Origin of the sequence: Stenotrophomonas africana (assembly GCF_013004645.1) — a bacterium.
Taxonomy (GTDB): domain Bacteria; phylum Pseudomonadota; class Gammaproteobacteria; order Xanthomonadales; family Xanthomonadaceae; genus Stenotrophomonas; species Stenotrophomonas africana.
Window position 1 is genome coordinate 56,610 of record NZ_JABEME010000003.1, and the last position, 13,795, is coordinate 70,404.

General features: G+C 67.1%; 12 protein-coding genes. 9 read left to right on the top strand and 3 right to left on the bottom strand.

The features are described from left to right. Window positions 1-100: 100 nt before the first annotated feature. The 9 genes from HLA98_RS06690 to HLA98_RS06730 all read left to right on the top strand — a co-directional run bounded on the left by HLA98_RS06690 (window position 101) and on the right by HLA98_RS06730 (window position 10,167). Window positions 101-1,129, top strand: coding sequence for an alpha/beta hydrolase (locus tag HLA98_RS06690; RefSeq protein ID WP_057501130.1), 1,029 nt, complete (start codon window positions 101-103; stop codon window positions 1,127-1,129). Between the two features lie 122 nt (window positions 1,130-1,251). Further along, entirely contained in the window at window positions 1,252-2,628 is a 1,377-nt protein-coding gene (locus HLA98_RS06695) for a YncE family protein (protein ID WP_057501131.1), read from the top strand. A 51-nt stretch (window positions 2,629-2,679) separates the two neighbouring features. Then, on the top strand, window positions 2,680-3,726 hold the full coding sequence (locus tag HLA98_RS06700) for a heme/hemin ABC transporter substrate-binding protein (protein WP_057501132.1): 1,047 nt from the start codon (window positions 2,680-2,682) through the stop codon (window positions 3,724-3,726). Next, on the top strand, window positions 3,723-4,766 hold the full coding sequence (locus tag HLA98_RS06705; protein WP_049450246.1) for a FecCD family ABC transporter permease: 1,044 nt from the start codon (window positions 3,723-3,725) through the stop codon (window positions 4,764-4,766). Before HLA98_RS06700 ends, HLA98_RS06705 begins: the two co-directional genes overlap by 4 nt. Next, entirely contained in the window at window positions 4,763-5,524 is a 762-nt protein-coding gene (locus tag HLA98_RS06710) for a heme ABC transporter ATP-binding protein (RefSeq protein WP_057501133.1), read from the top strand. The genes HLA98_RS06705 and HLA98_RS06710 overlap by 4 nt, the downstream gene beginning before the upstream one ends. A 64-nt stretch (window positions 5,525-5,588) precedes the next feature. Beyond that, window positions 5,589-6,338, top strand: coding sequence for a hypothetical protein (locus HLA98_RS06715; protein ID WP_057501134.1), 750 nt, complete (start codon window positions 5,589-5,591; stop codon window positions 6,336-6,338). 455 nt (window positions 6,339-6,793) lie between these two features. Next, complete coding sequence (gene fusA / locus HLA98_RS06720) at window positions 6,794-8,830, top strand: elongation factor G (protein ID WP_057501135.1); 2,037 nt, start codon at window positions 6,794-6,796, stop codon at window positions 8,828-8,830. 198 nt (window positions 8,831-9,028) lie between these two features. Further along, entirely contained in the window at window positions 9,029-9,301 is a 273-nt protein-coding gene (locus tag HLA98_RS06725; protein ID WP_005409616.1) for a hypothetical protein, read from the top strand. 110 nt (window positions 9,302-9,411) lie between these two features. Next, a complete protein-coding gene (locus tag HLA98_RS06730) occupies window positions 9,412-10,167 on the top strand; it encodes a SapC family protein (RefSeq protein ID WP_057501165.1) in 756 nt (251 codons plus the stop codon). Here HLA98_RS06730 and HLA98_RS06735 read toward each other — a convergent pair whose 3' ends face one another. The 3 genes from HLA98_RS06735 to HLA98_RS06745 all read right to left on the bottom strand — a co-directional run bounded on the left by HLA98_RS06735 (window position 10,168) and on the right by HLA98_RS06745 (window position 13,710). Beyond that, entirely contained in the window at window positions 10,168-12,495 is a 2,328-nt protein-coding gene (locus HLA98_RS06735) for an ATP-binding protein (protein WP_080392901.1), read from the bottom strand. Continuing rightward, window positions 12,492-13,118, bottom strand: coding sequence for a response regulator transcription factor (locus HLA98_RS06740; protein WP_057501136.1), 627 nt, complete (start codon window positions 13,116-13,118; stop codon window positions 12,492-12,494). Before HLA98_RS06740 ends, HLA98_RS06735 begins: the two co-directional genes overlap by 4 nt. Before the next feature lie 340 nt (window positions 13,119-13,458). Continuing rightward, entirely contained in the window at window positions 13,459-13,710 is a 252-nt protein-coding gene (locus tag HLA98_RS06745) for a hypothetical protein (RefSeq protein WP_232015534.1), read from the bottom strand. Window positions 13,711-13,795: the final 85 nt, after the last annotated feature.

Consider the following 13,795-nt stretch of genomic DNA (forward strand, 5'->3'; position numbering starts at 1 on the left):
TACACAGCGTGACGTTCGATCGATGTGATAATCATTCGCGTTTAAGGTAGACTGCGGTCCCTTGTGAACCGGCGGCCCTGGGCCGCTTCTGCCGCCGCTGATGAAGCATTTCGTCCCGCCTTCGCGCCGTGGTCCGCTGGCCCGCGGCCTGGCCGCCTTGATGATGGGTCTGCTCCTGGCCACCCCGTATGCCCATGCACAGCAGCGCAATCCGCTGCAGAAGATCGGCCATACCGTGCTCGACGAGCCGGCGGCCAGCTATCGTTTCGAGCATTTCGTGGTGGACAGTCCGGACCGGCAGCGCCGTTGGCGGGTGAACCTGGCGATCCCGGCCAAGGCCGGCAAGACGCCCTCTCCGGTGCTGTACGCGCTGGACGGCAACGCCGTCGCCATGGCCCTGGATCAGCCGTTGCTGACCGAGCTGGCCGCGCGCAAGGCGGCGCCGGTGCTGGTGCTGATCGGCTACGACAACGACCTGCGCATCGATTCCAAGGCGCGCACCCGCGACTACACCGCGTGGATCGACCGTGCCGACGATGAGAGCGGCACAACCCAGGCAGTCGGCGGTGGCGCCGCAGCCTTCCTGGATGTGATCGAACGCCGCATCAAGCCGGAAGTCGAGCGTCGCGCACGCATCGATACGCAGCAGCAAGCGCTGTGGGGGCACTCGCTGGGCGGGTTGTTCGTGCTCAATGCGCTGTACACCCGTCCCGCCGCCTTCCAGTCCTATCTGGCCGCCAGCCCGTCGCTGTGGTGGAGCCAGGGTGCGGCACTGGGTGATCCGGAACAGCAGTTCGTGCAGAACGTGCACGGCCAGCCGGCAAGGCTCTGGCTGATGCTGGGCGGTGCCGAGCGTGTCGGTGATCGCGGCAAGCGTGACATGAACAACCCGCGCGTGGTCGCGCACCTGCGCCGCATCGGCGGCGCCACTCCGGATGCGGCGATGCAATTGTCCGAGCGGCTGGGCAAGGTGCCGGGCCTGAGCGTGCAGTACCGCGAGTTCGACGGCCTCGGCCACGGCCCGATGCTGCCGGCGTCGTTCCACGCTGCGCTGCATGAGTTGTACGGCGTGACCGACCGCAGCGGCGGCGATGGCGCGCCCAATGGCGGTGACAACGCCGCCGAGTGAATCCCTTCGCACGCGATGCCGTGCGACCCCACTACCCAGGCGAGGCTGTCGACGTGCAGCGGCCCAGGCAACCGATGAATCCCGCGCCACGTGGCGCGGCCTACGTGTGCAAGGAGCCTGCCATGTCGTTCCGTCCGTCTTTCCGTCTTACCTCTCTCGCCGCCGGCCTGCTGCTGGCGGTGACCGCCACCGCGCAGCCGGTGTTCGATCAGCCGGCCAACGCCACCTTCAAGGGTGAGGTTGTCTCACGCGGTGAGAACGTGGTTCCCGGCAGCACCGCCGACGTGGTCGGCCGTGGCTTCGTGCCGGGCCAGAAGGTCAGCCTGCTGCGTGGCGACAGCGTGCTCAACGCCCAGCCGGTGGTGGTCGATGCCGATGGCAACTTCAAGACCCAGCTGAGCATTCCGACCGACGCGGTGCCGGGCACCCACCCGGTGGTGGTGCGCGCCAGCCAGCCGGCTGCAGCCACCGTGCTGAAGCTGCGCGTGTCGCCGCAGCTTCCGCTGTCCGGCCAGGCGCAGTTCGCCACCCAGTCCAACAAGCTGGTGCCCGGCCTGTACCAGTCGGCCTACAGCGCCGCCAGCAATGCGGTGTTCGTGACCTCGGCGGTGGGCCGCCCGCCGGTGACCCAGTCGCAGCTGCTGAAGCTGGACCCGAAGTCGCTGAAGATGACCAAGGCGATCACCCCGGCGCAGGTGCCGGGCAGCACCAATGGTGCGGTCTATGCGGTCTACGGCGTGGGCGTGGATGACACCAACGGCAATGTCTGGGTCACCAACACCCGCCAGAACTCGATCGCGGTCTACCGCCAGAAGGACCTGTCGCTGGTCCACCAGTTCCCGGTTGACACCGTGCCGCACGCGCGCGACGTGGTGGTCGATGGCACCCACGGCAAGGTGTTCGCCTCGGCCACGGGTGAAGACCACCTGTCGGTGTTCGATGCCAGGACCCTCAAGGAACTGCCCGCAGTGACGCTGGAATCCGGCGTGGATGACGGCAAGTTCACCCCGATGAGCCTGGTGCTGGACGAGAAGGCCGGCAAGCTGTTCACCGTCAGCATCGGCACGCCGGAAGCGGCGGTGATCGATGTGGCCAGCGGCGAGGTCGAGAAGGTCATCGGCCTGGGCAATTCGATCAGTGCCTCGGGCGTGGCCTTCGACGCGGCACGCAACCGTCTGTACGTGGCCTCGCAGGGCACCGACAACCTGCTGATCGTCGACGTGGCTGCCGGCAAGGTGCTGCATGACGTGCCGGTCGGCGCCGGTGCGCTGAACGTTGCCTTCGATGATGCCTCCGGCCTGGCCTATGTCAGCAACCGTGGCGCTGGCACGGTCACCGTGGTGAATGGTGACGGCAAGGTGGTCGCCAATCTTGATGGCGGCACGCTGCCGAACCATGTCCGCGCCGATGGCAAGGGCAACGTGTTCGCGGTGAACAAGTCGCGCGGCGCCGAAGACCCGAAGGGTGACCGCATCACCCGCATCACCCCGAAGCAGTAAGTCACACGGTGGGGCGGCGTGTGCGCTGCCCCGCCAGCAAGGAGAACGAGCATGAACATCGCGTCCCGTCTGCGCCTGTGTGCGCTTCCGTTGGCCGTTTCGCTGGCACTGGCCGCCTGTGGCGGTTCGTCGACGCCGCCTGATGGCCAGAAGGCCGCCGAGCCGCCCGCCGCAACGGCAGTTGCGGAAACCGCATTGCCGGCAGGCTGGCAGCGCGTGGCCGGTGCCGAGATGCCGGCGGTGCATGACCAGAAGGCGGTGCTGCCGGCCAAGGTGCATTCCGACGACGGCGCCGATATCGAAGTGGCCGATACCAGCCGGATCATCGCCGGGGGCGACGACGTCATTGCGGTGATCGAGGCGCTGGGCCTGGGCAAGCAGGTGTTCGCGGCGCCGACCAATACCACCACCCAGGCCGGCCTGGCTGCGCCGCACCAGTTCCTGTTCAACCGAACCACTGGCGTGGAGGGCGTGCTGAGCCTGCAGGGCTCGCTGTTCCTCGGCAACAGCCTGCGCCGCCACACCGAGCTGGCCAAGAAGCTGCGCGAAGTGGGCGAGCCGGCCGTGGTCATCGATGACCTGCAGCCGGCGCCGGACAAGGTGCGCAAGGTCGCCGCCGCACTAGGGCTGGCCGAGGCAGGGCAGGCACTTGCCACGCAGGTGCAGCGCCAGCTCGACGAGGCTGCAGCGATTGGCAAGGGGCTGGGCCATGCGCCACGACTGATCCACGTGTCGGCTACCGGTGCGGGTGGCTCACCGACCGTGGCGGGTGCCGACAGTGCGTCGGCGCAGCTGATCGCATTGGCTGGCGGCATCAACATCGGCACCGAAGCGGGGGTGAAGAACTACTCGCAGCTGAGCAATGAAGGCGTGGTTGCTGCGGCGCCGGAGGTGATCCTGGTGACCGAGCATGACCTGAAGCTGTTCGGCGGTGCCGAGGGTCTGTGGAAGGCGTACCCGACGCTGAAGCAGACCCCGGCCGGGCAAGCCAACCGGGTCTGGGTGATGCCGGATGTGCAGCTGAAGTACACCAGTGTCGGTTCCGGTGCTGGCGCGCTGGCGCTGGCCAAGGCCCTGGCGGGGTTGCCGAAGGCATGAGTCCGGCGGATCGGCGCCGCCGTCGCGGGCGGACCATGTTGCTGGTGGCGTTGCTGGCACTGCTCGGTGCGGTGCTGGCCTCGTTCGCCGTGGGCCCGCTGCGGCTGCCGCCGCTGGAGGTGATGCAGGCGTTGGCGGTGAAGCTGGGCCTGCTCGATCCGCAGGCGGTCAGCAGCCGTGATCTGGCGGTGGTCTGGCAGCTGCGTATTCCGCGTGCCCTGCTGGGTGCGATGGTCGGCGCGTCATTGGCGATGGCCGGCGCCAGCCTGCAGGGCCTGTTCGGTAACCCGCTGGCCGATCCCGGTATCGTCGGTGTCAGCCAGGGTGCTGCGCTGGGTGCGGTGGCTGCCATTGTTCTCGGCGCTGCGGGCGCAGCCGGTTGGCTGGTGCCGGTGGCCGCCTTCGCCGGCGGCGCGCTGGCGATCGGCCTGACCTACGCGCTGGCGCGGCCCGGCAAAGGCAGTGGCAACGCCACGCTGCTGCTGGTCGGCATCGCGATGGCGGCGTTCTGCTCGGCGCTGATTGGTTTCCTCACCTACATTGCCAGCGAAAGCGAGCTGCAGTCGCTGGTGTTCTGGCAGATGGGCTCGCTGGCGCGCGCCAACTGGGCCGATGTGGCCGCGGTGGTGCCGCTGTTTGCGATTGGCGTGTTCGCGTTGCAGCGGTTGGCCACGCCGCTGGACATGCTGGCGCTGGGCGAACGCCAGGCACAGCACCTCGGGCTGGATGTCACCCGCACGCGTCGCCGTCTGGTGGCGTTCAGTGCGCTGCTGGTGGGCGCGGCGGTGGCCTTTGCCGGCTCGATCAGCTTCGTTGGCTTGGTGGTGCCGCACGTGGCGCGCCTGCTGGTCGGTCCGGGTCATCGCTGGTTGCTGCCGTTGTCCGGCCTGCTGGGCGCGCTGCTGATCGTGGTGGCCGACACCGCAGCGCGCACGCTGGATCCGCCGGCGGAGATTCCGCTGGGCCTGTTCTCCGCTGCGCTCGGCGCGCCGTTCTTCCTCTGGCTGGTGCTGCAGCAGCGCCGCAAGGCGGCGCCATGAGCGCGCTGTTGAAGCTGCACGAGGTAGTGGTGCGCCGCCAGCAGCGCGAGATCCTGCATGGCATCTCGCTGGCGTTCGAGCCCGGCACGGTGACGGCGCTGGTTGGCCCGAATGGCGCGGGAAAATCCACGCTGCTGGCGGTGGCCGCCGGTGACCTGCGTGCCGACGTGGGTGAGGTGAGCCTGCTGGGCAAGCCGTTGGCCAGTTACAAGGCGGGGCCGCTGGCACGCGAGCGCGCGGTGATGCCGCAGGAGCACGGCGTGCGTTTTGCCTTCAGCGTTGAAGAAGTGGTGGCGATGGGTCGACTGCCGCATCCGCCCGATCCAGCCGTGGACGACGCCCAGGTGGAAGCGGCAATCGATGCCGCCGAGCTGCAGGCGCTGCGCCTGCGCGAGGTGCAGCAGCTGTCCGGTGGCGAGTCCGCCCGCACCACGTTCGCCCGTGTGCTGGCACAGGACACGCCGTTGCTGCTGCTGGATGAGCCGACCGCCGCGCTGGATCTGCGCCATCAGGAGCGCACGCTGCGCAGTGTGCGCGCCTGTGCCGAAGCCGGTGCGTGCGTGATCGTGGTGCTGCACGACCTCAATCTGGCCGCCGGCTATGCCGACCGCATCGTGTTGCTGGAACAGGGCAGGGTGGCGGCCGATGGCACGCCGCTGCAGGTGCTGACCGAAGACAACCTGCGGCGGGTCTACCAGCAGGATGTGGTGGTGCTGGAGCACCCGCGTCGTGGGGTGCCGTTGGTGGTGGTGACCTGAGGGCACAGTCGTTCTGCGCGGCGACGTATCATGTGCAGTTCGTTTTCTTCAATGGACTGACACAATGATCCGTACCCTCACACGCTGCGCGCTTCTGTCTGCATTGGTCGCCTCCGTGTGCGCCGCCAACACGGCGTCGGCCGCCTCGGTCTCCCTGATCAAGGCCGCCGACCGGGCTTCGCTGATCGAGAGCCGGCATTCGGCCGGCGAGGGTGCGCCGGCGGTTCCGGTAACGACCCGCTATTTCGCCAATGACGAAGTGCTCATCAGCTGGGATGACCAGCAGGTATTGATGCTGTGCAAAGAGGCGGTGTACCTGGAGATTCCTGCGGGCAAGGCCGGTGCCGGGGCGTTGGCGCCCGAGACGCGGCAGATGATTGCCTATCAGGCACTGATGTCCGGAATGGGGTCGCTGGCAGCCGTGGCCGAAGCGGCGGGCGATTCCGTGGAGGTAGCCGACGACGGCAGTGAAACCCGTCGCGTGGGTGAGAGCAACTGGGCCTACGGTGTGGAGCGCTATGACGTCACCACCCAGCGCATGGCCGATGGCGCGCTGCGGGTTCGGACGGCCAAGACCGCGACCGTGAACAATGCCGAGCCTGCGTCGCCGGATGACATGTTCAGTACCGAAGATGATCAGGCGGCCCGTCTGTCCGAGTTGGCGCCGGTCGGCAGCTGGACCGAGGTGGTGATCCACGGTGGCCCGCGTCAGGCGCAGGTGGATCCGGCGATGTCGTTGAAGGGATGGATCCCGATGGAGGACGACCAGGCGACGACAGTGGCCGAGGCTCGCAGGTTGCATGAGTGCAGGTGAGGCCTTGCAGCTGTCAGATCCCTTTGCCCGTGGCAAAGGAATCTGACCTGACGCAGGCTGGCCTCATCGTTCCATTTTTGTGTGCAATATTCACTTGCGCGCCAGATTGACAGGTCTAGAATGCGCCCCATGAACCGGATGCCGCTCCTGAAGTTTTTCACCCTGACCCGCGCGAGCGCGGAACGGGCGTGTCTGCCTGGAGCCCCACGAGGCCGTTGAAGCGGCCATCGCTGGACCTTCGACAGAGCGCCCTCCGGGGCGCTCTTTTCGTTTTTGTTTCTTGTGAGTCGACTAACAGTCGACTCTACCCAGTCGACTCCACCTACTCGACGCTACCCAGCACTGCAAAGGAGAACGTGCCATGCACCAGATCGCCGAGACCGAACGCTAGCCGCGCACCCTGTCGCCAACCGGGGTGTGCGGCCCCGGAAGTTGGCTTTGCAGGAACCTTTCTCATGAACACCCAAGTCCTTTCCCGCCGTCGCAACCTTGGCATCATTGCCCACATCGACGCCGGCAAAACCACGCTGACCGAACGCCTGCTGTGGAAAAGCGGCGAAATCCACCGCGTCGGCGAAGTGCACGACGGCAATGCGACCACCGATTTCTCGGCGATCGAACGCGAGCGCGGCATCACCATCGGCGCGGCCGCGGTTCAGGCGCAGTGGGCGCCGCGTGACCTGCCGCCGCATCGGCTGACCCTGATCGACACCCCCGGCCACATCGACTTCGCGATCGAAGTCGAGCGTTCACTACGCGTGCTCGACGGCGCGGTGGCCGTGTTCTCGGCCGTGGACGGCGTGCAGCCGCAGTCCGAGACGGTGTGGCGCCAGGCGCGTCGCCATCGCGTGCCGCTGATCGCCTTCGTCAACAAGATGGACCGCGTCGGCGCGTCGTTCGCGCGCGTGCTGGAGCAGCTGCAGGACAAACTGCAGGCGCGGCCGTGGGCGCTGGGCGTGCCGCTGGGCAGCGAAAGCGGCTTCAACGGCTGGGTCGATCTGGTCGATGAGCGCGTGCTGCAGTGGCAGGACGGCGCCGCAGCGACGGTTACCCCGTGGGACGACGCGGCGCGGGCCCAGTGGCAAGCCCAACGCGATGCGCTGGTCGAGGCCGTGGCCGATCACGACGAACAACTGGCCGATGCCTGGCTGGAAGGTCGCGTGATCGATGCCGGGATGCTGCGTGCGGCGATCCGCCGGGTGACGCTGGCGGGTGCGGGCGTGCCCGTGCTGGCCGGTGCTGCGTTCAAGGACAAGGGTATCGAGACGCTGCTGGACGCCGTGGTCGATTACCTGCCGTCGCCGCTGGATCGTCCTGCCGTCAGTGCCGAAAGCGATGAGGGCGAGGTGGTGCTGCCGCCGGATCCGGACGGTCCGCTGGCCGGCCTGCTGTTCAAGATCACCCACCAGCAGCACGGCGCACTGAGCTTCGTGCGGCTGTACTCGGGCACCTTGAAGGTGGGCGACGCGGTGGCGAGTTCGCAGCATCCGCAGGGTCGGCGCGTCAGCCGACTGGTGCGGGTACAGGCCGACCAGACCCACGACATCGAGCAGGCCGTGGCCGGTGACATCGTCGCGGTACTGGGCTGGAAAGATGCGGTCAGTGGCGAAACGCTGAGCGGCCGTGCGCAGCCGCTGCGCCTGGAGAACATCCAGGCCCAGGCGCCGGTGCTGGCCTGGCGATTGGAGCCAGCGCGTGCGGCCGACCTGATCCGGATGGCCCAGGGCCTGGCCAGCCTGGCCCAGGAAGATCCCTCGTTCCGCGTCGAAACCGATCGCGACACGGCGGAGACCCTGGTCTGGGGCATGGGCGAGCTGCACCTGGAGGTGATGGTCGAACGCCTGCGCAGTGAATGGAAGGTGGACGTGGGCGTGGGTGCGCCGCGCGTGGCCTACCAGGAGACGCCGATGCGTGCGATGACCGGTGTGGTCGGGCGGCTGGTCAAGCAGACCGGCGGCCAGGGTCAGTTCGCGCACGTGGTGCTGGATGTATCGCCGCGCGAGGACGACCAGGTGGTGTTCAACGACCGCATCGTGGGTGGCGTGGTGCCGCGCAGCTTCATCGCCGCGGTGGAGAAGGGCGTACGTGCTGCGCTGTCGGAAGGGCCGCAGGGTCATCCGGTAGTCGGTATCGAGGTCAGTCTTGTCGATGGCCAGACCCACGCCAAGGATTCGTCGGAGATGGCGTTCCACCGTGCGGGTGCCGAGGCGATCAAGGCGGCGCTGGCCGAAGGTGGCACGCAGTTGCTGGAGCCGGTGATGGCGGTGACGGTGCACTCGCCGTCGGCGTCGGTGGGTGATGTGGTCGGCGACCTCAACCGTCGCCATGGTCGCATTGCCCGCATCGACGACCAGGAGGGTCGCGCCGAGGTCAGTGGCTTTGCGCCGCTGGCGCAGCTGGTGGGTTACACCACGTCGTTGCGTTCGCTCAGCCAGGGGCGGGCGAGCAGCGAGGCGCACCTGCACGGCTACGAGCCGGTACGTGCTGCATGAGGGAAGGAGAGGGGAGCCCGTTCGCGGGCTCCTTTTTCTGTGGCCGGAGCCGTACATCCACACATGGCGTGGATGCGGCCCTCGGGATGCGATTTTTTGCACTGCATCGCAACAAAAAAGCAGAAAAAGCTGGATTAAAGTGATGCCTCACGATAAATTGCGCACCCCCCGTTGCTCGCCGCCGCCCGCACCCCTCTCATGCGTGATGACAAAGACCCCGGAACCCTGGAGCTGACCCTGCCGCGAAAGCGCGGGCGTCCGCCCAAGTTCGGGTACGCCATGAGTGACGCGCAGCGGGCCGCGCGGTACCGCGCACGCCGGGCAGGGCAGGCCAACCATGCCGATGTGCGTTCCTGTTCGGACATGGTGCTGCTGGACAAGATCCGCGCTGCGGTCAGCGCGCGCGACACCGAACTGGCCGGATTCCTGGTTCATGTCCTCTGGCAGCGCTACCCCCTGCAGCTGAAATAGGCCGTCGGTGGGGTGGCCGTTGTCATCGAGCTTGTTGATAATGCGGGATTCAGGTTGTTCCCGCTGGCGCGCCCGGGATGGCAGGCGCGCATGATCGAATGGTTCCCAAGATGACCACCACCAGCGACACCACCACCGAAGCGGCGCCGAGCGGCGCCCCCCTGTTCTACACCCGTCCGGTGCCGCTGCAGGCCGATGTGCACGCCGATCTGCGCATCCTGCCGGGCAGGCTCGAGTTTGCTGCTGGCAACAACGCCATTCCGCTGGTGCTCGGTGAGTTCTCGCTGGCGCTGCACCACTTCCCGATCCTGTTCGCTGGCCCGACCGCCGTGCCGATGGCCGCCGTCGGTGTTTCCGACCAGAACCTGTTCATCAAGGACGGCCTGTGGGAAGACGAGGCCTACATCCCGGCCTACCTGCGTCGCCATCCCTTCATCTTCATCGACACCGGTGCGGACAACGACTTCCTGCTGGGCATCGACGCAGAGAGCTCGCGCGTGGTCAAGGGCGGTGACGAAGGCCAGCCGCTGTTCGTGGACGGCAAGGCCACCGAGATGGTGCAGCAGGCGCTGGAGTTCTGCGGCCAGTACACCCGCGAGCACGAACAGACCCAGGCCTTCTCCAAGGCCCTGATCGACAACGGCCTGCTGGTCGAGCGCAATGCCACCGTGCGCACCCCGGATGGCCGCGAGTTCAACCTCAACGGCTTCCTGGTCGTGGACGTCGAGAAGTTCGTGGCACTGCCGGAAGCGACTGTGATCGAGTGGCACCGCAGCGGCTGGCTGGCCCTGATCCACCAGCACCTGATGTCGCTGGGCCGTTTCAACGATCTGACCCGTCGCCAGGTCGAGCGTCTGGCGGCCTGATCAGTCAGACGGCATGGCTTCCGTACTGCGGGAGCCATGCCAGCACTGCAGTACCTGCAGCAGACGCCGCACCTCGGCCCAGTCGGGTGCGGCGTCGTTCCCGAGCTCCCATAGATCGGCCGCGATTCCGACCTGACCGGTTGCACCGCAGAACTGCAGCGTGCCCTGCAGGCGGTGCGCATGATGGCGCAATGCCGTCGCATCGCATTCTTCGGTGGCCCGCGCGATGCTCAGCAGCTCGCCGTTGATGTCGTCCAGATACGCCTGATCCAGTGGCGCCACGGTGTCCAGAGTCGTTCCCCCGGCCGCTGGCGGCAGCTCGAGTGCCTGCAGCAGCTGCCCGATCTGCAAGGGCTTGGCCAGGACCGCATGGAAACCTGCATTGCGGCAGCGGGCCCGATGCCTGCGGCCTGTCCGGGCAGACAGCGCAATCAGTCGCGGCGACGCGCCGGGCTGTCTGCGCAGCTGCCGGGCCAGCGTATAGCCATCCATACCCTGCAGGCCGATGTCCACCAGCACGATCCGTCGTGGGTACCGGGCCTGCTCGGCCAGCGCATCGGCAGCGTCGGCCAAGGCATGCACGCCGGCCCCGAGGCGACGCAGTTGCTCGGCGATGATCTGGCGGTTCATTGCGTGATCTTCGACCAGCAACAATTCCAGGCCGGAAAGTGGCAGACCGAAGGGGGTCCGCTCCGCTGGAGGCACGCCGGTCTTCGCGATCCGTGCCGGCAATCGCAGGGTAAACCGGCTGCCGCGACCGGGCACGCTGTGCAGGGCCAGTGTGCCGCGCATGGCGTGCGCCAGCTCCCGGGCGATAGCGAGGCCCAAGCCGCTGCCGCCGCGCACCTGCCCATCCTTGCCCTGCTGGAACGGCTGGAACAAGCGTGCAGCCTGCCTGGCATCGATGCCGATGCCGCTGTCGATCACATCAATCAGCAGTTCCTGCGGATCGATAGCGAGCCGCAGCTGTACGCGCAGATCAATCCCGCCGATATCGGTGAACTTCACCGCGTTGGCCAGCAGGTTGTCGACAATCTGCCGCAGGCCTTCGGGATCGAGGGTGACTGCGGGCGCCCGCTCTGGGATGGCCTCGAAGCGCAGCTCCAGCCCCTTCAGCAGCGCCTGTGGGCGGATGGCGTCCAGCGACTGCCGGCAGAGCAGAAGCACATCGCAGGGCTGTGCGAGCGGTATGAATCCGCCCTCGGCCAGACGCGCGAATTCCAGCGAGCGATTCAACATGCCGCGCAACGCATGGCCAGCCGCCTTGGCGGCGGCAAGTAGTTCGCGCTGGTGCGTGGGCGCGGGCGATTGACCGAGTAGATCGATCGAGGCGAGCACGACCTGGGCCGAATTGCGTATCTCGTGGCTGATCACACCCGCTGCGCGCACCTGCTTGCGCGGGTCACGGTCCCGCTGCGGGTGCCGCGAAAGCCAGAGCACGGGAAGTCCGGCCAGCAGGGTAAGCGCGGCCAACAGCCAGGCCTGGGGCGGCATGCGCATCCAGCCGATCACCTCATCGGCCTGGGCCGGAAGCATCTGCAAGGCCCAGAGCTGCAGCAGGCCCGCATGCTCTTCCAGTGTGATGTCGTGCAGGGCCTGGTCGATGCGCGCCAGCAATTGCTGGTCCTCCCGGCGGACCAGCAGGCGCATGTCAGTGGAGAATCCCATCTGGAACGGCTGCACCTGCAACGTGCTGGCGAAGTGTTGCCGGATCATCGGTTGCAGTGTGGTTTCCACTCCGATCGCAACATCGGCCATGCCGGCCTCCACGGCGGACAGGGTGGCATGGCGGTCAGGCAGGTGCAGCAGCGGGACCCGCGGGTGATGGGCGGCCAGCCATTCGGCATACGGCCCGCCGTTGACCACCGCCAGTGTGCGGCCGTGCAGTTGCGTGATGTCGTGTGGCAATCGGTCATCCGTGCGCCCGGCCAGCAGGGTCCGGCCGCCGCGGAAGGGTGCAGAGGACGCCAGGTGGTTGCAGGGCGGACGCGGATGCCCGGTCGCCCCGACCACCAGCACGAGGTCGGCGTCGCCACGGCATACGGCGTGCAGTGATGCGTCGGTACTGGGGTAGGGGTGCTCCTTGAACTGCAATCCGGAGTGTCGTGCCACGAGATCGGCGTAGCCGTGCGCGAGGGTGGGCAACGATGCCGTATCCGCCAGGCCTGCTGGCAATGGACGCAGCGAGGGAGTGGTGGCGACGCGGACTTCGCGACCGGGCGGCCATCGATGCGACTGCGCGTCCTCGGCCGAAGCAGCCGGCAGCAGAAGCAGTGCCAGCAGCAGGAGGAAGCGGGCATGCCGGCGGGGAGGGTCGCGCCGCTTCACGGGGCGTCCTGCGAGCGCCGCATGGCGTAGATTTCGGCATCGTTGCGCAGCCCGAGCTTGCGCAGGACGGCGACCTTCTGCGTGCTGACGGTCTTGACGCTGCGGTGACGGTGCCGCGCGATCTCGGAGACGGTCAGGCCCGTCAGCAGCAGGTCCAGTACCTCACGCTCGTTGCGGCTGAGCTCAGCGTAGTCTGCCGGAACGGAGTAGTCGGGTGGCAGCCGCTCCAGCCCCTGTGAAACACGAATGATTGCTTCGGACAGCATGGGAAGGGGCTCGGTTTTGCTGACGACGCCACTGATGCCTGCCATGAGCAGGTGGTGGAGACGAGTGCAGGGGGAGAGGGTGGCGAAGGCGAGCAGCGGCGTCTCCGGGAATGCCGCGCGCAGCAGGGGGATCAGTTCTGCGCTGCTGCGGTCGCCACGCGCCAGCGTCAGATCGATGACGGCGACATCCACCCGCGTCTCTTGCAGCGTCTGGATGAAGGCATCGCTGTGCCCATGGCTGGCGATGATCCTGAAGCGGGCGTCCTGTGACAGGTGCAGGGCAGTGCCACGACGGACGATTTCATGGTCGTCCAGGAGCGCCAGGCGCAGTCGGCGCGGTGCGGGATGTCCTTTCATGCGCAGGGAGGTGATCGGCGCCCGGGGGCGTGGCGATCATTCTGGCGCTGGCGCCCTGCTGATCATCGAATCTGCAGGTTTTTTGCGATTATTCCTAAGAATCGATGGATTGTGACCATCGATTCGCACCGATTGATTGAACTGATGGATCGCCAGGCCGGCATCAAGCGATTCGCGGACAGCAGGTAGGTGCCCTGCTTCTGGATGAGCAGGCAAACAAGGGTGCGTTGTCTCACAACGAAATGTACTTGCGTGGTGAGGCGCATGTTCCATGCGAGCCGATGGCTTCCGCATGGAAGTCAGGCGTATCAGCGTGACGCGTCATGTCGGGCGGCGCACCTCATGGACAGTTGCCATTTCCGTGCAGTGCACGCGCCATCTCGCTTCCGAAATAGTCGCCCGAGGCCAAGCGCGGCTCGAGCCAGGCGCGGAAAGGGCCGGCCATCTGCTCCAGTACGTCCGCTGGGCGGCCACTCTCGCGGAACATCGCCTCGCGATGGGCACAGATCAGATCCAGGTCAGCGGGGTGCAAGGGGCGAATCGCAAGGCCGTCCCATGCCTGCGCGTCTGTCTTTCCGGGGTGTTCGCTCATCGTCCGCCTCATCCGTTTAAACCTTTCTGACAACTCCCTGCATCGTATCTGCATGGAGCATGGCGAACGCAGGGGGATGCACCTT